At 42.3% G+C, this 20001-nt stretch carries 23 protein-coding genes; 7 read left to right on the top strand and 16 right to left on the bottom strand.

The genetic code is table 11. The features are described 5' to 3' along the window. Positions 1-46: 46 nt before the first annotated feature. The 6 genes from LHV68_00395 (at position 47) to LHV68_00420 (ending at position 4339) form a co-directional block, all read left to right on the top strand. Complete coding sequence (locus tag LHV68_00395) at positions 47-235, top strand: ferredoxin (GenBank protein ID MCB4790325.1); 189 nt, start codon at positions 47-49, stop codon at positions 233-235. Between the two features lie 238 nt (positions 236-473). Then, positions 474-1103 carry an endonuclease III gene (nth, locus tag LHV68_00400; GenBank protein MCB4790326.1) on the top strand — a complete coding sequence of 210 codons (630 nt, stop codon included), beginning with the start codon at positions 474-476 and terminating at the stop codon, positions 1101-1103. A gap of 67 nt (positions 1104-1170) precedes the next feature. After that, the gene (locus tag LHV68_00405; protein MCB4790327.1) at positions 1171-1389 is read left to right on the top strand and encodes a type II toxin-antitoxin system HicB family antitoxin; all 219 of its coding nucleotides are present in this window, start codon (positions 1171-1173) and stop codon (positions 1387-1389) included. Between the two features lie 5 nt (positions 1390-1394). Beyond that, entirely contained in the window at positions 1395-1610 is a 216-nt protein-coding gene (locus tag LHV68_00410) for a type II toxin-antitoxin system HicA family toxin (GenBank protein MCB4790328.1), read from the top strand. Positions 1611-1623: 13 nt separating this feature from the next. Further along, entirely contained in the window at positions 1624-2067 is a 444-nt protein-coding gene (locus LHV68_00415; GenBank protein MCB4790329.1) for a hypothetical protein, read from the top strand. Positions 2068-2173: 106 nt separating this feature from the next. After that, entirely contained in the window at positions 2174-4339 is a 2166-nt protein-coding gene (locus LHV68_00420) for a UvrD-helicase domain-containing protein (GenBank protein ID MCB4790330.1), read from the top strand. 81 nt (positions 4340-4420) lie between these two features. Here LHV68_00420 and LHV68_00425 read toward each other — a convergent pair whose 3' ends face one another. The 15 genes from LHV68_00425 to LHV68_00495 all read right to left on the bottom strand — a co-directional run bounded on the left by LHV68_00425 (position 4421) and on the right by LHV68_00495 (position 16942). Continuing rightward, entirely contained in the window at positions 4421-4873 is a 453-nt protein-coding gene (locus tag LHV68_00425; GenBank protein MCB4790331.1) for an N-acetyltransferase, read from the bottom strand. 145 nt (positions 4874-5018) lie between these two features. Then, positions 5019-5567, bottom strand: coding sequence for a 2-oxoacid:acceptor oxidoreductase family protein (locus tag LHV68_00430; protein MCB4790332.1), 549 nt, complete (start codon positions 5565-5567; stop codon positions 5019-5021). Between the two features lies 1 nt (position 5568). Next, on the bottom strand, positions 5569-6306 hold the full coding sequence (locus LHV68_00435) for a thiamine pyrophosphate-dependent enzyme (GenBank protein ID MCB4790333.1): 738 nt from the start codon (positions 6304-6306) through the stop codon (positions 5569-5571). A gap of 97 nt (positions 6307-6403) precedes the next feature. Next, positions 6404-7468 carry a 3-methyl-2-oxobutanoate dehydrogenase subunit VorB gene (locus LHV68_00440; GenBank protein MCB4790334.1) on the bottom strand — a complete coding sequence of 355 codons (1065 nt, stop codon included), beginning with the start codon at positions 7466-7468 and terminating at the stop codon, positions 6404-6406. Positions 7469-7569: 101 nt separating this feature from the next. Then, the gene (locus LHV68_00445) at positions 7570-7866 is read right to left on the bottom strand and encodes a four helix bundle protein (GenBank protein ID MCB4790335.1); all 297 of its coding nucleotides are present in this window, start codon (positions 7864-7866) and stop codon (positions 7570-7572) included. Positions 7867-7922: 56 nt separating this feature from the next. Then, positions 7923-8138 carry a ferredoxin family protein gene (locus LHV68_00450; protein MCB4790336.1) on the bottom strand — a complete coding sequence of 72 codons (216 nt, stop codon included), beginning with the start codon at positions 8136-8138 and terminating at the stop codon, positions 7923-7925. Positions 8139-8180: 42 nt separating this feature from the next. After that, positions 8181-9284: a chorismate-binding protein gene (locus LHV68_00455; GenBank protein ID MCB4790337.1), complete on the bottom strand. Its 1104-nt coding sequence runs from the start codon at positions 9282-9284 to the stop codon at positions 8181-8183. A gap of 185 nt (positions 9285-9469) precedes the next feature. Beyond that, positions 9470-10060: a methionine biosynthesis protein MetW gene (gene metW / locus LHV68_00460; protein ID MCB4790338.1), complete on the bottom strand. Its 591-nt coding sequence runs from the start codon at positions 10058-10060 to the stop codon at positions 9470-9472. A 4-nt stretch (positions 10061-10064) separates the two neighbouring features. After that, a complete protein-coding gene (locus tag LHV68_00465; protein MCB4790339.1) occupies positions 10065-11189 on the bottom strand; it encodes a homoserine O-acetyltransferase in 1125 nt (374 codons plus the stop codon). A gap of 52 nt (positions 11190-11241) precedes the next feature. Next, entirely contained in the window at positions 11242-12381 is a 1140-nt protein-coding gene (locus LHV68_00470; GenBank protein ID MCB4790340.1) for a cystathionine gamma-synthase, read from the bottom strand. Beyond that, positions 12371-13750: a cystathionine beta-synthase gene (locus LHV68_00475; GenBank protein ID MCB4790341.1), complete on the bottom strand. Its 1380-nt coding sequence runs from the start codon at positions 13748-13750 to the stop codon at positions 12371-12373. The genes LHV68_00470 and LHV68_00475 overlap by 11 nt, the downstream gene beginning before the upstream one ends. A gap of 16 nt (positions 13751-13766) precedes the next feature. Continuing rightward, positions 13767-14690, bottom strand: a complete 924-nt coding sequence (gene cysK / locus LHV68_00480; protein MCB4790342.1) for a cysteine synthase A — start codon at positions 14688-14690, stop codon at positions 13767-13769. A gap of 79 nt (positions 14691-14769) precedes the next feature. Beyond that, on the bottom strand, positions 14770-16068 hold the full coding sequence (locus LHV68_00485) for an O-acetylhomoserine aminocarboxypropyltransferase/cysteine synthase (GenBank protein ID MCB4790343.1): 1299 nt from the start codon (positions 16066-16068) through the stop codon (positions 14770-14772). A gap of 120 nt (positions 16069-16188) precedes the next feature. Next, entirely contained in the window at positions 16189-16455 is a 267-nt protein-coding gene (locus LHV68_00490) for an HPr family phosphocarrier protein (GenBank protein MCB4790344.1), read from the bottom strand. 37 nt (positions 16456-16492) lie between these two features. Next, positions 16493-16942 (bottom strand): Rrf2 family transcriptional regulator, encoded by a 450-nt coding sequence (locus LHV68_00495; protein ID MCB4790345.1) that lies wholly within the window; start codon positions 16940-16942, stop codon positions 16493-16495. A gap of 315 nt (positions 16943-17257) precedes the next feature. Here LHV68_00495 and amrS point away from each other — a divergent pair, with 315 nt between their 5' ends. Then, the gene (gene amrS / locus LHV68_00500) at positions 17258-18325 is read left to right on the top strand and encodes an AmmeMemoRadiSam system radical SAM enzyme (GenBank protein ID MCB4790346.1); all 1068 of its coding nucleotides are present in this window, start codon (positions 17258-17260) and stop codon (positions 18323-18325) included. A gap of 84 nt (positions 18326-18409) precedes the next feature. Here the strand turns inward: amrS and LHV68_00505 are convergent, their stop codons facing one another. Next, positions 18410-19900, bottom strand: a complete 1491-nt coding sequence (locus tag LHV68_00505; GenBank protein ID MCB4790347.1) for a hypothetical protein — start codon at positions 19898-19900, stop codon at positions 18410-18412. Positions 19901-20001: the final 101 nt, after the last annotated feature.

The raw sequence follows: 20001 nt of genomic DNA on the forward strand, positions 1-20001 counted from the left end.
TACTTCAATTCTTACTGCTTATCCCTGAATTTAATGGAGGTGTAAAATGAAGGTTTATATTGACAAGGAAGCCTGTACCGGCTGCGGATTATGTGTTTCTACCTGCCCGGATGTTTTTGATATGGACGAGAACCTGGCTGTGGCAAAGCAAAGGAATATTAATGACAAGAATAAGGAAAGCGTGAAACAGGCAGCAAAGGATTGCCCGCTTGAAGCTATTAAAATAGAAGAATAAATTAGTAAACAATAGCCGCAGGTTCCTAATCAAAAACCTGCGGCTATTTCTTTTTTTAATTTGACTATTCCACATAGCTTGCTACGTGGTTCCTTTTCAGGTCATTGCGATCCCTCAAAGAGGGAGAAGCAATCTCGAAAATGATCTTGCAACGTCGAGATCGCCACGGCCACCCATGGTGGCCTCGCGATGACAAGTCTTTGATATCGCTCAGCTTGTTTTGCGAAGGTTCAATTCCATGAAAAACAATATTTTAGAAGCAATAAAAAGATTAAAAAAAGAATACCCGGACGCAAAGGTTGCGTTAAGTTATTCCAACCCTTTAGAGATACTTGTTGCTACCATACTTTCAGCCCAGTGTACGGATGAGCGGGTCAATATAGTTACACAGGCTTTATTTAAGAAATACAGGAAACTCGACGATTACGCAAATGCGGACCTGAAAGAATTTGAGCAGGACATACGTTCAACGGGTTTTTACAGGCACAAGGCTAAAAATATCATAAATTCAGCAAAACTGATATTGAAGAATTTTAAAGGCAAAGTCCCGGATAAGATGGAAGAAATATTGACCCTCCCCGGTGTTGCAAGAAAGACTGCAAATGTAGTTTTGGGCAACGCTTACGGGATAATCGAGGGGATAGTAGTAGACACTCATGTTATAAGGCTTTCACAAAGATTAGGGTTCACCAAAAATGAAGCCCCTGAAAAGATCGAACAAGACTTGATGAAGATAGTGCCGAAAAAAGACTGGTTTGCTTTTTCCTACCTCCTGCAATCCCACGGAAGAAAAATCTGTAAAGCCCGAAACCCGGACTGCCCCGGCTGTTTCCTGAATTACCTTTGTCCTTCAAGCGGCAAATTTTAATTGACACACCCAGAAGCTTATTATATAATCTAAATGTATTATGTGTAGCATGTGGGAGAAATAATTTATGAACAAAAGATTTAATGCGGTTATTACTAAAGAAAAAAAATGGTATGTAGCTCACTGCGTTGAATTGGATGTAGTCAGCCAGGGAAAAACCATTGAAGCAGCCCAGAAGAACTTAAAAGAGGCAGTTGAACTTTATCTTGAAAGCTTTAGTAAAGATGATATCCCTGAAAGCAAAGGTGAAATGGTTATATATCCCTTTGAAATTGCCGTTAGATAATTAAAATGGTTAAGCTTCCAATACTTTCAGGACATAATTTAATAAAAGTATTAAAGAAAGCCGGATTTGAAATTATTCGACAAAAAGGCAGCCATGTTAGTTTAAGTAAAGAACAATTTAGAACAGTAGTTCCTCTTCATGACGAATTAGCCAAAGGTACTTTGCTTGCCATCCTCCGCCAATGCGGCCTGACCAAAGAAGATATTTTTAAATTGAAATAGGGAAGGTTAATAAATGATTTCAGTAATTATTGCTGTTATTGGATTAATAGCATCTGTTGTTACTGCTTCTTTATCTTATTACTTTGCCAAACAACAACAAATAAAAATACAAGAACGTAGGTTAAAAGAAGAATACTATAAGTCGTTTATTAAAGCCCTTAGCGATGTCGCAATAGATAATAAAAGTGATGAAGCACTAATAAAAATGTCTGAGGCGTTTAATTCTCTTATAGTAATGGGAAGCCCTGAAGTTGTTGAAAAAGTGATGGATTTTCATGATTTTGTAAAACCAAGTAATAAGGAAATAAATAGATTATCTCAAGAGTGGCTACAAAAACATGATCAATTATTAAGAGAGATGGTAATTGTAATGCGTAAAGATTTATTTGGTAAAGAAAAAAATATCAATAATTATCTTCATAATGTTCATTTAGTCGGTGGAAAACTCAATAAATAATTATTAATAACCCTATCTAAATTTAACACTTGCCTTATTTTCTTATAGCTTACAACTTACGGCTTAACACTTCATTAAGTATTTGCTATAATCTTTTAAACAAATTATGACTAACGCATTTTTGGAACAACTTAACAAGGAGCAGCAGGATGCGGTGCTCCATATAAACGGGCCGCTGATAATATTTGCAGGAGCAGGCACTGGAAAGACCCGCGTCATCACTTACCGTATAGCCCACATGCTCAATCAGGGGATATCGCCTTATCACATCCTGGCAGTTACTTTTACCAATAAAGCAGCCGAAGAGATGAGGAAAAGGGTAGACAACCTGGTACCTTCGCTCGGCAAAGCCGTGTGGGTCTCAACTTTCCATTCTTTCTGCGCTCATTTTTTAAGGGTAGAAGCAAAAAATATCGGGCTTGACCCTCAGTTCCTGATCTATGACGATACTGACCAGAAGAACGTTATAAAGAAGTGCATAGAAGAGCTTATCCTTGACGACAAAAAGTATAAACCTGCAAGGATATTAGAGATAATATCCAGGGCAAAGGACGACATGCTTGACGCTGACTCCTTTGAAATACATGCACAGACATCCGCTGACACTTTCAGGCAGATTGTGGCGACGGTTTACAAGCTTTATCAAAACAAACTTAAAGAGGCAAGCGCTCTTGATTTCGGTGACCTGCTCTTGTCTACGGTAGAGGCTTTGCGTGATGACGAGCGGTTAAGGCAGAAATATCAGGAGAGGTTCACCCATGTCCTGGTAGACGAGTACCAGGACACCAACCACGCCCAGTACCTCCTTACAAAATATATCTCGGCAAAACACAAGAACCTTTGTGTTGTAGGCGATGACGACCAGTCTATCTACTCCTGGCGCGGCGCAGACGTAAGGAACATCCTTGAATTTGAAAATGATTATCCTGAGTGTAAGATGATAAAACTCGAAGAGAATTACCGCTCTGTATCTAATATACTGGATTCCGCCTGGAACGTAATAAAAAACAACGAGAAACGCGTAGATAAAAAACTTTGGACGAGCAAAAAAGAGGGCAATGATGTTAAGCTTTATGAATCAGCTACAGCTATCGAAGAAGCCCAGAGCGTTGTAAGCAGGATAGAGTACCTGAAAAATAACAAGAATGAAAAATTCAATGATTTTGCGGTCTTTTACCGCACTAACGCCCAGTCAAGAGTCCTTGAAGACGCTTTCAGGCGTGCAGGCATACCTTATGCCATAGTCGGCTCCGTGCGGTTTTACGACAGGCAGGAAATAAAAGACTTGATGGCCTACCTCAGGCTTCTCCATAACCCGAACGACAACATCAGTTTTGCAAGGATAATAAATGTGCCTAAAAGAGGAATCGGTAAAACTGCCTTTAAATCGATAGAGCAGGCCTCAAAAGATAAAGGTGTTTCTCTCTGGTATGCTCTTGAGCACATGAGCTCGATTGAAGCGACTCCTTCTGCAAGAAAATCTATCCTTGAATTCAAAGAAATGATATATCAGCTGAGGCTTTCAAAAAACAATCTGACTATAAGACAGATAACTGAAAAAATAATCGAAAAAACAGGTTATTTAAAAGAACTTGAGGCTGAAGACACACCTGAGGCACAGAACAGGATCGAGAACATATACGAACTCTTGACCGCGATAGGCGAGTTTGAAGCACGCTCGCCCGATAAATCCTTATCCGGTTATTTGACCCAGGTATCGCTTGTAAATGATATAGACGAGTGGAAGGATACTTTCGATAAGGTAACTCTGATGACGCTCCATCTTGCTAAAGGTTTGGAGTTCAGGACGGTTTTTATCACCGGGCTTGAAGAGGGGCTTGTTCCTATAGGCGAATCTGCCTTTGATATGGATGAACTCGAAGAAGAAAGAAGGCTTATGTATGTCGGAATGACAAGGGCAAAAGAAGACCTTTATTTAAGCTGGGCACAGGAGAGGACGGTTTTCGGCAAAACCCGCTGGAACATGAGGTCACGGTTCATTGACGAGGCAAAAGTATTTATAGAAGAAAGAGCAAGCATGCCTGAAATAAAAAGAAACGTTTCATCCTATAGCCCTGAGCCCGCTCCTACCAAGGCTAATTCCGGGCCGTTCCAGCTTGAATCCCGTGTAAAACACGAAAAATTCGGCCTGGGGAGGATCATAGATAAATCCGGTTCAGGAGACGATTTAAAAGTTGTTGTTTTATTTGATACAGGGCAGTGGAAGAAACTTGTAGTAAAGTATGCCAACCTTGAAGAATTAACAGATTAAACCAGCTATAAGTTATAAGAAAAGGCAACTGCATTTAATGGTTTTGATTTTTCTTAAAGCTTATAGCTTAAAACTTATAGCTTATAACTGCCTTGCGAGCGGGACTTCGCCGCAGTCCGGGAAAAAAGGGCACCTGACGCATTCACCCCAGATCTTATGAGGCAGCTCTTCCCTTGCTATTTTCTTATAACCTATTTTTTCAAAAAAGTTAGGCACAAAGGTAAGGCAGAATACCCTGTTTACTCCGAGGTTCTTTGAGATCTTATGGCATTCTGACACCAGTTTTGACCCGAGCCCTTTTTTATGGAATTTCTCGTCAACAGCCAGGGCCTTTACCTCTGAGAGGTCTTCCCAGGATACATGCAAAGCGCAGCAGCCGGCTATTTTGCCTTTTTCCTCGGCTACTACGAACTCCTGGATATTCTCATAAATTTCGCTTAACGGCCTTGCCAGCATCTCTCTTTTTTGCGCGAAATGATTTATCAAGGCATGTATAGCTTTCACATCTCTTACTTTGGCTTTCCGTATTTTCATTTTAACTCCATTTTATATGCTTATTGAGAGTCCTTGAGAGCCACCTTTTGCCGGAGCAAGCTATATAGTAACTTCGAGATTGCTTCGCCTTCGGCTCGCAAAGACGGCTTTATTGTGCTCAATGTTGAATTATGTCAATAAGCATTTATTTAAAGTTGTATCCCAATTCCAATGCTGCCTGATTGGCTTTTATTAGTTCTGGTTTATCCGGAAAGGCTTTTTCGCAGGCTTTTTTTGCGCTGTTTAAGCTAAGGATATTTTTTGACCTTAAAAACACACCCAGAGTTATCATATTTGCCGTCCTTACATTTTTAATCTGTTTATCAGCAAGCTCGGTTGCCGGGATAGGTTTTACAGTTACATCCGGTATATTTGGTTTTTTACAAACCAGAGAAGAATTATATATTATCATAGAACCATTTTTCATCTTCGGAAGAAATTTGTTTAAAGACTGTTCATTTAAAGCTATCAGGGTTGATGGGTTTACAAAAACAGGAGACCCTATCTCCTCGTCGGATATGATAACGGATGAATTAGCCGTACCGCCGCGCATCTCTGCGCCGTAGGACGGGAACCAGGTGGTATGTTTGTCTTCTTCAAGTGCAGCCTGGGCAAGTATCATGCCTGTAAGAAGGACCCCCTGCCCGCCAAAACCAGCAATGATTATTTCTTCAGAAATCATATTTTCTTTCATTTTATTGTTTATCTTTATAAATGCCAAGTGGGAATGTTTTTAAAAATACTTCATCTATCCACTTGATAGATTCGTTTGGTGTCATTGCCCAGTTGACAGGGCACATGGAAAGGACTTCAACCAAGGAAAACCCTTTATTATTTATCTGGTTCTGAAAAGCTTTCTTTATCGCCTTCTTAGCCTTGATTATATTTTTAGGGTTATTAACAGCAACTCTTTCAAGGTATGCCGCACCCTGTGTCTGAGACAAGAGTTCGCAGACCTTCAAAGGGGGGCCGTCTCTTTTAAGATCTCTTCCTGCGGGAGTGGTAGCCGTTTTCTGGCCAAGAAGGGTGGTCGGCGCCATTTGGCCGCCGGTCATTCCGTAGATAGCGTTGTTTACGAAAATAACAGTTATATTTTCACCCCTGTTCGCCGCATGTACTGTTTCGGCGGTGCCGATAGCTGCCAGGTCTCCGTCACCCTGATAGGTGAATACAACTCTGTCCGGCAACACCCTTTTTATCCCGGTTGCAACCGCAGGAGGCCTGCCGTGAGGCGCTTCTGTGACGTCAACATTGAAATAATCGTAAGCGAATACAGCACAGCCTACAGGAGCGATACCTATGGTTTTTTCTCTTACCCCAAGCTCATCTATAACTTCTGCCACAAGCCTGTGGATTATCCCGTGCCCGCAGCCGGGGCAGTATAAATGCTCATTTGATTTAAGCGATAAAGGACGGCTTAATATACTTTTCATATAACTGATTTAATGCAAAATGCAAATTGCAAAATAAAAAATGAAAAATAAAGATTATTATTAAGGTTTTAAATTTGCATTTTGCACTTTGCAATTTTCATTTTGCAATTGTTTTTATCTCTTGAAGCACTTCCTGTTCATTGACAAGCCCGCCGCCGGGCCTGCCTAAAAACTCAACCGGGCACTTACCGTTTACGGCAAGACGGACATCTTCAACCATCTGGCCCAGGTTCATTTCTACAACCAGAAACTTTCTTCCGGGTTTTGCATTATCAGCTATTACTTTTTCAGGGAACGGCCAGAGCGTTATGGGCCGTATTAAGCCGGCTTTTATTCCCTGCTCTCTTGCTTTTCTTGCTGCGACCTTTGCGACCCTTGCAGCTATACCGAAAGCAACGAGTATTATATCCGCATCTTCAATGTTTTCAGACTCATATCTAACTTCATTTTTTTTAATACTATTATACTTTTCATTAAGCTTCCAATTAAGCTTTTCAAGTGCTCCATCGTCCATTAAAAGCGACCTGTGAAACCTCGGAGGCCTGCCTTTTGCCCCGGTCAAAGCCCAAGCTATTTGTTGTTGGTCTTTACTGGTTACTGGTTTCTGGTCACTGGTCACTATGGTTACCGGTTCCATCATCTGGCCTACTACACCGTCTGCAAGGATTAAGACCGGGTTCCTGTATTTAAAGGCAAGGCCGAAGGACATATTTGCAAAATCATACATTTCCTGTACTGTTGACGGCGCAAGGACTAGCATCCTGTAGTCTCCGTGGCCGCCGCCTTTTGTGCTCTGGAAATAGTCGCCCTGAGAACCAGCAATATTGCCCAGGCCCGGACCGCCGCGCTGGACATTGACTATTAAAGCCGGAAGCTCGCATCCCACCAGGTACGATATGCCTTCCTGTTTTAAGGATATCCCGGGCGAAGAAGAGGAAGTCATGGCAAGGGCGCCTGTACCTGCAGCACCGAGCACCATGTTTATAGCAGCAAGCTCGGACTCTGCCTGCAAAAACACGCGGCCAAGCTCAGTCATTCTTTTTGACATGTGAGCAGGTACCTCGTTTTGCGGCGTAATAGGATAGCCGAAATAGGCCTGGCATCCTGCCGCGATAGCCCCTTCGCATAAGGCTATGTTTCCTTTTAATAATATCTTATTCATAACTGACTCAATGCAAACTGCAAAATGCAAATTGAAAATTGAAAAATTATTTACTTTTCTTTGCTGTTATTATTGATTTTGCAATTATTTTGGTTAATTCTTCACATTCTTTTATTTAATGTTAAAATGCTTAAATTCTTTACTAAATTCGTTCTTTCAATTAGTTTTAGACAATACGTAGTTTCTCTTAATTCTTTAAGGACTATTTGCATCTTGTGAACAAAATCCAAACGGCTTTCAGCGCTGCAAGCCTCTTCATAATTAGCTCCGCTGGATGTTGCTGACCTAATAATTTGTTTTCCTATAATCCTTAATTCTACTCTGTCATAAAAGTGAGATGTCAATTTAATTATTTGTGCTGCAAAGTCTAATAATCTTTCAGAAATATTATTTTGCATTTGTTTATCATTCAGCAGTTATTTTTTGTTTAATACTATTTTGCATTTTGCACTTTTCACTTTGCATTATCTTTATGTACTTCTATACAGACTTCCGGGCACATCAGGTAGCAGAAACCGCAGCCTGTGCAGCCGTTTTCTGCTATAGGGACAGCCGGATGGTAGCCTTTTTTGTTGAATTCCTTTGAAATTATGAGTGATTTTTTAGGGCAGACTTCTATGCAGAGAGTGCAGCCTTTACACCTGTCGGTTTCAATAATTACTTTGCTCATATAAAAATATATTACATCTTTAGAGAGAAAAAGTCAAAAAATTCAGCGCACTGAAATATCCGTCAGGAATTTGGCTTTTAATATGCCTTCATCCCATTCGCCTTGGGGGGTGGAATCCCAGATAATACCTCCGCCTATCCCCATCTCTCCTTTCCCTCCTTCAAGAAGCAGTGTCCTTATCGGGATATTGAAATAGAAACTCCTGTCCGGAGCTATAAAACCTATAGCGCCGGTATAGATGTTCCTCTCTTCTGTTTCTATTTCGCGTATGACCTCCATGGCACGTATCTTGGGCGCTCCAGTAACTGAGCCTGAGGGGAATAAGGAAGCAAAAATATCATAAACTGAGATATTGTTTTTGACCTTTGCTTCAATGCTTGAGGTCATCTGATATAAAGTCTTGTATGATGAGACTTCGAACAAGCGCGTAACATTTACATCTTCTCCGATCCTGCCCAGGTCGTTCCTTAGAAGGTCTGTTATCATGACATTTTCAGCGCGGTTTTTTAAGTCATATTTGAGCTGAAAACGCGCGGCAAAGTCAAGCACAGGGTTTTTTCTGCGGGGCCAGGTCCCTTTCATCGGTTTTGTGCTGGTGAGCCTGCCGTTTCTTTTCATGAACATCTCCGGCGATAATGACACTACCTTAAAACGGTCAGCTTCGATGTATGCCGGGTACGGCACGGGCTGGTCATGCAGGAGCCTTGAAAAAAGAGAAGTTTCGCTGCCTTCAAATTGAAATTTCATTTTTATACAATAGGTGATCTGGTACACATCGCCTATTGAAATAAAATCATGGATACGGCGTATATTCTGTTGGTAATCTTCGTAAGAAAGAGATGTTTTCAGCCCGCTTACTCGGAAAGTACCGGATGCTTTTTTAAGGAAATCCTTTGCTGGTACAGGCCGGCTGTAGCACCCCATATAAAGAAGCGGGAATTTATAGGTTTTATCGAGTTTCAGTTTGTCCTCAAAACCGTAGCCTGCCTCATAAGATAAAAATCCCGCGATGTAGTAACCTTTGTCAAGCAGGGACTCAAGGGCTTCAAAAGCTCTCTTAAGATCCGAAGGAGTATTGCAGGAAATGACAGCTTTGGGCGAGCTGAAAAGAAGGGGTTTATTCTCAAATCGTGTGTATACCAGCATAAGGCATCCATTGGTTCGGCCGGGATGCCCGTTGAGCGCGGGCTAGAACATAGCCTTGAATTTCTTTTATCCCGCGGCATGGAATCCCCCGTCTTCAGACGGGGGAGGAATGCGTTCGCATTCGTCCCGAGAGGGCGACAGATTTAAGGAGCCTCCGGCTTCAGCCGGAGGGGTCGCCACTAAGATTATTTTGACAGCACAAAAATCGCATCGTAAGCAAAAAGGTTCGGTAGAAAATGGATTTCCCTGTTTTTGCCCAGGAAATGCGCTTCAAGTATATTGAAATTTTTTTCTTTACAGAACCGCTTAAAATCAGCGGCGCTTAAAAACCTGACATTCGGGGTATCATGCCACTGGTATGGCAGGGATTTTGTTACCGGTGAGCGGCCCTGAATAGAGAGCATATACCTGGCTTTATAATGGGCGAAGTTCGGGAAACCTATAATAACGTTTTTTGCCACGCGGAAAGCTTCTTCCATAACAAAGTCTATCTTCTTTATTTGCTGCAAACTCTGGTTAAGGATTATGTAATCAAAGGCTTTATCGGGAAAATCAGGAAGCCCGGAATCAATATCGGAGTGGAATACGTTTAAGCCCTTTTCTATGCAGTCATGGATGGCTTTTTCATCCACTTCTATGCCCTGGACTTTTGCCTTTTTTTCTTTTTCCAGGTATTCGATCAATTCGCCGCTGCCGCAGCCAAGGTCAAGAACGCGGGAACCTTCTTGTATGATATCGGCTATTATCCTATAGTCAAGCCTTACAATGTTTGTCACAAATTTATCCTTTAATTTTATCTAAAAAATGTTTTATTAGATTTGTTTGAGCGTCAACTTCAACTAAAAACGAATCGTGGCCGTAGGTTGACTTTATTTCGCAGTACATTACATCAATATATTTCTTCCTTATCTGCTTTACTATCTCCCTTGACTGGTATGACGGGTACAGCCAGTCCGATTCAAAGGAAAGGACGAGAAACTTGATGTCGTGTTTCTTGTCTTTTTGGGTCAGTTTTTTTCCTGAGAGGTCAAAATAATCCATGGCTTTAGTGATATAAAGGTAGGAATTTGCGTCAAACCTTTTAACGAAGCTGTCTCCCCTGTAGCGGAGGTAGCCTTCCACTTCAAAATCCGTTTTGAAGCTGAAGCTGTAATTTTCGTCCTTTAGCCTTCTTGAAAATTTTTCCTCCATGGACTGATCGCTCATATAAGTAATGTGGCCTATCATGCGGGCCACGGAAAGCCCTCTTACGGGCTGGCCTTTTTCGTAATAGTTACCGTTAAGCCAGGACGGGTCAGCCATTATCGATTGCCGCCCTACTTCATCGAAGGCGATCTGCTGGGGGGAATGTTTTAAGGTCGTGGCTATAGGTATACAGGATAAAACTTTTTCAGGGTATGAGGCTATCCATTGAAGCGCCTGCATCCCGCCCATTGAGCCGCCTGTCACGCAAAGGATCTTATCGATACCTAAATGCTCAATTAAGTGTTTTTGAGCCTCTATCATGTCCCGGATCGTTATATGCGGGAAATCCAGCCCGTAGGGTTTGTTCGTAGAAGGATTAATCGAAGAAGGTCCGGTACTGCCTTTGCATCCTCCTATTATGTTTGAACATATAACAAAATACTTGTCCGTATCAAATGCCTTGCCTGGGCCTATCATGTCATCCCACCAGCCTGGCTTTTCTTCGCTTTTTAAGTAACCCGCTGCGTGAGCGTCACCGGAAAAAGCATGCAGGACAAGTATAACGTTATCTTTTTGTCTGTTCAGGTTCCCATAAGTTTCATACGCGATTGTAATAGGCCCGAGTTTATGGCCGGATTCAAGTACCAGTTCGTTTGGAGGCTGGGCAAAAGTATAATATTTGGTTTCTACTTCACCAATGCCTTCTTTTTTATTTTCCATGTTTATCCTTTCCAATTAACTATAGCATAATATCATTTATTCATAAATTAAGTCAAAAATCAAGGGCATTTTCAATGTCATTTTTCAAGTCGGCTATGTCTTCTATGCCTACGGAAAGCCTTAAAAGGTTATCCTTAATCCCGCGTTTCACCCGTTCCTGCCTTGAAAACGAAGCGTGGGTCATCAAAGGTGGATAACAGACAAGGGATTCAACACCACCCAGGCTTTCTGCAAGGGTAAATATCCTCAGCCTTGAAACAAATTGTTTTACGGCATCGAATCCTTCTTTTAGCTCAAAGCTTATAATCCCGCTGTAGCCGTCCATCTGTTTTTTTGCAATACCGTGATTTGGATGAGTTTTTAAACCAGGATAATATACTTTTTCAACTTTCTTATGGCCTTTAAGAAAATAGGCTATAGCGGTAGCGTTTGACTGGTGCTGCCTCATCCGTACTCCAAGGGTTTTAATCCCTCTTAAGACAAGCCACGAGTCCCAGATGCCAGGCACAGCTCCCGCCGCATTCTGGTAAAACTTGATGTCTTTATATAAGGCCTCATCTGAGGTTATCACGGCGCCCCCGATTATATCGCTATGGCCGGAAAGATATTTTGTGGTGCTGTGCACAACGATGTCTGCTCCAAGCGCAAGAGGCCTCTGGAAATATGGGCTTGCGAAGGTATTGTCTACAGCCAAAATTGTTTTACTTTTTTTTGCTATTGAAGCCAGGAGTTTTATGTCAATTACCTTGAGAAGCGGGTTGGTAGGTGTTTCTATCCATATAAGCCTGGTGTTCTTTTTTATCGCCCGTTTAAATGATTCGATTTTATCAGCCAAGGCATAGGTAACCTCTAACCCCCAGCGCCTAAATACTTTTTCAATCAAGCGGTAAGTTCCGCCGTAAATATCATCACCCGCGATTATATGGTCACCTTTCTTAAGAAGGCTTAATACTGCGGTTGTCGCTGCAACACCTGATGCGAACGCCAAACTATATTTTCCGTTTTCAAGCGACGCAAGCGCCTCTTCAAGCGCCTTCCTGGTCGGGTTACCCGTCCTTGTGTATTCAAAGCCCTTATGCTTTCCAATTTCATCCTGTTCGTAGGTGGATGTCTGATATACCGGCACAATCACCGCCCCCGTCCCGGGGTCGGGATTCTGGCCGGCGTGAATGGCGCGTGTTTCAAATTTCATAGATGTGCTCCTGTTTCCGTGTGATCAAATAATCTATAATATCTGACCTGGTAAGTATCGCTACAGGATTTTCATCGTTTCTTAGAACGATGATACCTGAGCTTCCTGAAAGAAGTATCCTGTAGGCCTCGGAAATCTCCTGGTCTTCATGCAAGTGTGGAAGGGGTTTACCCATAACAGCGCTTATGTTCTGCTTTGAAAAATCTATCCCGTCGGACAAGTTTTTCATTACAGATGCTTCGTTCAGGCTTCCTATGACTTTTCTGTTATCAATGACAGGGAGCTGGGATATATTGTACCTGTGCATAAGCTTGACCGCAGAAGCAAGAGTTTCGTGCGGCTGCACTGAAATAAGAGGCGGCAGATTCCTTCTGGCATCCAATAGTTCCTTAACTTTTACCGGCCTGTTTTCCCTGCCTTCCCAGAAACCGTTTTCCTGCATCCAGGAGTCAGAGAATATCTTGTTTAAATAGTTCCTTCCTGTGTCAGGAAGCAAAACAACTATAAATTTCGGGTCTTCAAGTCTTTTTGCGTATTTTAAGGCAGCCGCAAAAGCAGTCCCGGCTGACCCACCCGCCAGTATCCCTTCTTCCCTGGCAAGCCGCCTCGCAGCATTAAAAGATTCCTTATCGCTGACTCGTATCATTTCATCCACAAGCTGTCTATTGAATGTTTTAGGAATAAAATCTTCTCCGATGCCTTCAACCTTGTAAGGTCTTGGCGAGTCCCCCGAAAGTATGGATCCTTCCGGGTCTGCCCCTACGATTACTATATGCGGATTCTTTTCTTTCAAATATTTTGCAGTCCCTGAGATAGTCCCGCCTGTACCCATTCCGGAAACAAGGACATCTATTCTTTTCTCTGAATCAACCCATATCTCAGGCCCGGTAGCCATATAATGGGAAAGAGGATTGTTCGCATTCTCAAATTGATTAGGCCTATATGCCCCAGGTATTTCCTGCGCAAGACGGTCTGCTACACTGTTATAGCTTTCCGGAGAGTCCGGGGGGACAGAGGTCGGAGTTATTACTACTTCTGCCCCGTATGATTTTAAAAGATTAATCTTATCCTGGCTCATTTTATCAGGCATTACGAATATGGAGTGGTAACCTTTTACTGCCGCGGTCATGGCAAGCCCTACGCCGGTATTTCCTGCTGTAGCTTCAATTATCGTACCGCCAGGTTTTATGAGGCCGTCTTTTTCCGCAGCTTCTATCATAGCAAGCGCGACCCTGTCTTTTATGCTGCCTCCGGGATTTAAAAACTCGGCTTTAACATAAATCTCCGATCTAATATCTTGCGTGATATTATTTATCCTGACCAAAGGAGTCCTTCCTATAGCTTCAAGTATGTTATTGTATCTTGCCATAGCTCATACCTGCCGGTTACTGAAAAAGCCACGTTGAAAGGTACCGCTCACCCGTATCTGGCAGAAGTACGACGATAGTCTTATCCTTGTTTTCCGGCCTTTTTGCAATTTCAAGCGCAGCCCAAAAAGCAGCCCCGCTTGATATACCTACAAGCAGGCCTTCCTCTTTAGCTAGTTTTCTTGATGTTTCTCCTGAGTCTTCATTCGTTACCTGGATTATTTCATCAACGATTTCCTTGTTATAAACTCCGGGCACAAAACCTGCGCCTATACCCTGTATTTTGTGCGGGCCTGGTTTGCCTCCGGAAAGTACAGGCGAATCTTTAGGCTCAACAGCTATTATCTTCACTGCTGGTTTTCTTTTCTTAAGCGCCTCTCCTACGCCTGTTATGGTTCCGCCGGTGCCTACGCCGGCAATGAATATGTCTATTTTTCCATCCGTATCTTTCCAGATCTCTTCTGCCGTGGTCCTTTTGTGTATTTCCGGGTTCGCTGGATTGTTGAATTGTTGAGGCATGAAACTGTTAGGAGTAGTTTTAATAAGCTCCTCTGCTTTTTCTATCGCGCCTTTCATCCCTTTTGTGCCGTCTGTAAGCACAAGCTCGGCGCCGAATATCTTTAAAAGCTGTCTGCGTTCCATGCTCATGGTTTCCGGCATTGTAAGTATAAGTTTGTAGCCTTTTGCCGCAGCGCAGAATGCCAGGGCAACACCGGTATTTCCGCTTGTCGGTTCAATAATAACCGAATCTTTTCTTAGTACGCCTCTTTTTTCAGCATCTTCGATCAGTGCGATGCCTATTCTGTCCTTTACGCTTGAAAGAGGATTGAATGATTCCAACTTTGCCAATATAGTAGCGCCGGTATCTTTCCCCAGTTTATTTATCCGTACAAGAGGTGTGTTGCCTATTGTTTTTGTTATATCATCATATATCTTTGCCATAATATATTCTCCTTTCTAGTCCTGCGTCCTGAGTCGTGTGTCAAAGACTCAAGACCCAGGACCCAAGACTCATAACATTTTAGTTTGTTGTTTTTCCCAATGCCTGGTCTATATCCGAGATTATATCATCTATATGTTCAAGGCCGATAGAAAGGCGGATGAAGTCAGGCGTTACGCCCGTAGAGACCTGTTCTTCCGGTGAAAGCTGGGAGTGCGTAGTGGAAGCAGGGTGAATGGCTAGAGATTTCGCGTCGCCTATGTTGGCAAGATGAGAAAAGAGCTCCAAAGCCTCGATAAATTTCTTTCCGGCTGCAATTCCACCTTTTATACCGAATCCTATTATCGCGCCTGCTCCTTTTTTGAGATACTTGGCCGCCCTTGCTTTTTCCGGGCTTGAATCCAGGCCAGGGTAATTCACCCAGCTTACTTTCGGATGTTTTTCAAGATGTTTTGCAACTGCAAGAGCATTTTCTGAATGCCTCGGATATCTTAAATGCAGTGTCTCTATACCCTGAAGCAGAAGGAATGCGTTGAACGGTGATAGCGCAGGCCCTAAATCTCTCAAAAGATTTACTCTGGCTTTAATTATGTAAGCGATATTGCCGATCGGTTTCAATGCCTCCACGAATTTCAACCCATGATAACTGGGATCCGGATCGGTTATAAGGGGGAATTTCCCGTTCGTCCAGTCAAACTTCCCTGAATCCACAATTACGCCCCCTATCGATGTGCCGTGCCCGCCGAGAAACTTTGTGGCTGAGTAGACCACTATGTCCACACCATGGTCTATGGGCCTTAACGTGTAGGGAGATGAAGTGTTGTCGAGCAAAAGCGGTATGCCGTTCTTGTGTGCGATCTTTGAAATCCCTTCAAGATCGGCGATGTCTAGTTTTGGATTTCCTATGGATTCTGCGTAGATGGCTTTTGTTTTAGGGGTGATCGCTTTTTCAAACCCGGCAAGGTCATTAGATTTTACAAATGTTACCTTTATGCCGAATTTCTTGAAAGTATTTTGGAACAAGGTGTATGTGCCGCCATAGAGGTTATCGGCAGAAACTATCTCGTCGCCGGCCTGCGCAATGTTTAAAACCGCCAGGGTTATAGCGGACTGCCCGCTTGCCACAGCCAAAGCCGCAACTCCGCCGTCAAGAAGCGCTACCCTTTTTTCAAGAACATCGGTTGTCGGGTTCATTAACCTTGTGTAGATGTTGCCGAACTCAGCCAGGCCGAAAAGTCTTGCAGCGTGGTCCGTATCCTTGAACTGATAGGATGTTGTCTGGTAAATGGGCACTGCTCTTGAGCCTGTCGTAGGGTCAGGTTCCTGCCCTCCGTGTAAAGCTAAGGTTTCTGTTCTTAATTTTGCATCAATTTTACTCATCTTTTAGCTCCTTGCTGCCGTAAGGCAGACTTTATAATTAGGTTTTCTTATTTTATATTTATAGCAGGCTGTTTAAACAACAACACATTCGTTTTGTTTTATACATGTTCATATTCCTCCTTAGATGCCTGCGCCATCTGAAAAATAACTGGAAATGGCGCTTATCACTTCTTTTGCATCAGCGCCTTCGGCGCTTATGGTAATCGTGTCGCCCTTTTTTGCTCCAAGCATCAACAAACTTAATACGGAACAACCTTCTGCTTCGGCGCAGTCTTTGCACGACAAGACAACTTTCGATTTATGCTCGTTGCATATTTTTACCACTTCAGAAGCGACTCGCAAGTGTAATCCGTTGGGATTAGTAATCTCTATAGTCTTTTTTTCCATTTTATTTAACCCTGATAAGAATAATTTAAATAACGAATTATATGTTATAGTCTAAAATGTTTTTCCTGTTCATTTTAATGGTTTTTTCTACCATATCCTGAAATGTTGTTTTATCCACTACTTCATTAACCCTGTCTCGGACATCTTCCCAAACGCTTTTAAAGGAGCACTTTGATTCAAAGTTACATCTTGTATAGCACGATTTGCTTACGCAGGTGACAGGGGATGTGGGGCCCTCCATTAAGCGGATAACCTCGCCTAAGGTAATCTGGTTTGGAGCTTTGGACAGGGAAATCCCGCCTTTCGGCCCTCTTTGTGTTTTTATGTATTTCGCGCCTTTTAATATGGTTACTATCTGTTCTAAATATTTTTCCGGGATATCCAGCCTTTTTGAAATATCCCGTATCTGGGAAAGCCCTTTTTTGTAAGACAATGACAGGTCGAGTATTATTTTAAGTGCATAGTCGCCTTTAAAAGATATCTTCATCCTGCTCCTCCAGTAAATGTTTATTGGCCTAACAAAAGTCTACTATGTCTACTAACTTACTATACTAATAGCATTTTAATTTTCTTTTGTCAAGAGGTTTAATAAAATATTTTAACCTGACACTTCCACCCAGCCTGCTGAGCGGAGACCTATTTCCTTTTTGCTTTTATTTTTGAAATATTGTATAAATAAAATACCAGCCATTACCGATGCGTTGTGCCATCCGAAGCCTTGGCGAAGGATGGGGATCGGTAATGGCAAGTAAGTTTTTTATAAAGAAATTGCGGATTTGCAGGCGCTAATTCAAAATAGGCTATGAAAAAAAATATAGTTCTGATTTTATCATTAATATTTTTGATGCACATGCCTTTGTCCGGGAAAGAGGCGAGGTTCTGGGAAAAACTTGCCGCGGGCCAGGTACAATGCCTGCTTTGCCCCAGGGAATGCATTATAGAGGATGGTAAAACCGGTGTTTGTACCGTAAGGAGAAATAAAGGGGGGAAGCTTATAAGCCTTGTCTATGCAAAACCCGCATCTATCAATATCGATCCTATAGAGAAAAAACCACTGTTCCATTTTCTGCCGGGTACAGAAACATTATCGATAGCAACCCCGGGGTGCAACCTTAGATGCGTGTTCTGCCAGAATTGGAGTTTGTCTCAGGCTCTGCCTGATGAGATCCAGACTCATGACCTTATGCCTGAGGATGTGGTAAGGCTTGCAAGGGATAAAAACTGTCCTTCCATTTCATACACCTACAGCGAACCTACGGTCTTCTATGAATATATGTATGATACCGCCTGGCTTGCCAAACAGCATAAGATAAAGAACGTCATGATCTCCTGCGGGTATATAAACCCTGAACCGCTAAAAAAATTATGCGGGGTGCTGGATGCCGCGAATATCGACCTGAAAGGTTTTTCAAACTCGGTTTACCGCTGGGTAGCTGGCGCAAAACTTGACCCAGTGCTTGAAACACTGAAGGTATTGAAGCAAAACGGTGTCTGGGTCGAAGTTGGATATTTGGTCATACCTACGGTAAATGACAAAGACGAGGACATGAAAGCATTGCTGGACTGGTACGTTGAGAATCTGGGAACCGATGTCCCAATGCATCTTCTGAGGTTTTTCCCGCAGCACAAACTCACGAACCTTCCTCCGACTCCTTTAGCAACTCTTGAGAAGTTTTATCTTGAAGCAAGAAAGAAAGGCCTGCATTATGTCTATCTCGGGAATGTGCCGGGGCATAAGGCAAATAATACTTATTGCCAGAAATGCGAAAAAATGATAATTGAACGGGAAGGGTATTTTTTAAAGCAGTTTAAACTGGCCGGAGGCAAATGCAAGTTTTGCGGCCAGAAAATCCCCGGAGTGTGGAAATAGGTAATAACAAGAAAATGACTAAGAGAATAAATCCAAATTAAAAATCTTAAAAGTATTGTTCGTCATGGGGATTTATCTTGTTATTTAGCGTAGGTTTTGTGCTAGTTTTATAAAACACGGATCGTTTTCCTGCCAGGCAGCAAAATCTATCCCTTCTAAAGCGTAATCCTTGATGCTCTTTATGTCGTGTATTATTTCGCCTTTTTTCTGAAAAGCCATCGAATTCATGGCCAGGGTGATGTCCCCGCTTACGGATTCAAGATAAAACCCGCCATCGACATACCTCAGGTTGAATTTTATCCCGTAGGAGTCGGTCAGCTTTTCGCTCAAAGACTTTATAGAATACATGTTTCTGAAAGCGTTGTAAGGTGTGTTGTTAAAGCTGGCAAGAAAACCTTTTAACTCCGGCGTATTGGTGCTTATGGTATCGCAAAGGAACTCTTTGTTCTTTACTCTGAGCCAGTGCCCGCCTTTCTGGTTCTTAGGGTTTTCCACAAGTTCTAGCACGACCTCCTTATTTTTTTCATTTATCTGGTAAATACCGTAGGCAAGTTTTTCGACAGCGAGCACTTCAGCGGTCCACTTGGTCATGTCATTTATCCTGTGAGTGCCTAGAACAGCACAGCCGCTGTTTAGAAGTTCTCCAATAACGCTTTTTTTAATCAAACTTTCCTGCCCTGCCCTGTCAATTTTTACAGCCTCATTATCATAGATTATCTGCATCGTGGCATGCCCGTGCCCGAACGGAAGAGGCTCGCTGTTATTGTCTATTACAAGCTTGTTATTTTTTATTATGGCTGCTTTATAGGTGGGTTGTATAAGTATGAAAACCCTGTCAGGGTTAAAGCCGTAAAAATTATTTGTCAAAAGGTCATGCTTTACTTCTTTTGCCACATCGCTGTTCAGGTTAAGTATCAGGCTCGTTTTTTCTAAAACGCCTGAAACGGCTTTACCGTGTTTCTTACTAAGCGTTTCCAGCTTTACCCTGTACTGAAGGAGCTGCCTTGCACCCATGCCTATATGTATGGGTTTTATTTTAGCCCGGTATTTTTTTAATTTATCTATTGCCAGGTTTAATTCTTCATAAGTAAGGGGTTTAAGTTTGTTTATATGGGCTTCCAGGTGTTTCTTTGAAATGTATTTAAGGGCTTCTTTTCTTTTACCTGATATCACATCCCCTATTACAGCCAGGTTTACGCCCCACATTGTGCCAAGGCCAAAACGCGTGGCGCCTCCGGCAAAAAGAAATTGCGGGACATATTTGCCCTTTAAGAGGTATTGCTCGGCCAGGGTCTTATAGTATTTATAAGCCGGGCTGTCCGTAAATTTATCAAGGTCGCCGACCTTCCCGAATTTTATGTCTTTAGTTTTTGTTTTTTTGCCTGAGATCTCAAGGGAATTGATTTTGTTTACTATTTCGGAGATATTTTTATCGATTTCTTCGGTAAGCCTGTGGTTTGAACGGGCATAAGCCAGGTTTTTTACCTTATCCCAGGAACTGCCTAAGAGGGTTCTTATTTTTAAGGGTATGTCCGCCTCGCATATTTTATTTACGGTACATTTTTTTCTTGTCATATCTAACCTTAAGTTTTAAATTAAAGCTGTTAAATCCCGATGGGCGAGACAATAATCTTGATTACACAGATTGTAAACTTGGATTATACAGAAACATCGAC

Source organism: Candidatus Liberimonas magnetica (assembly GCA_020523885.1).
Taxonomy (GTDB): domain Bacteria; phylum Elusimicrobiota; class Endomicrobiia; order Endomicrobiales; family JAFGIL01; genus Liberimonas; species Liberimonas magnetica.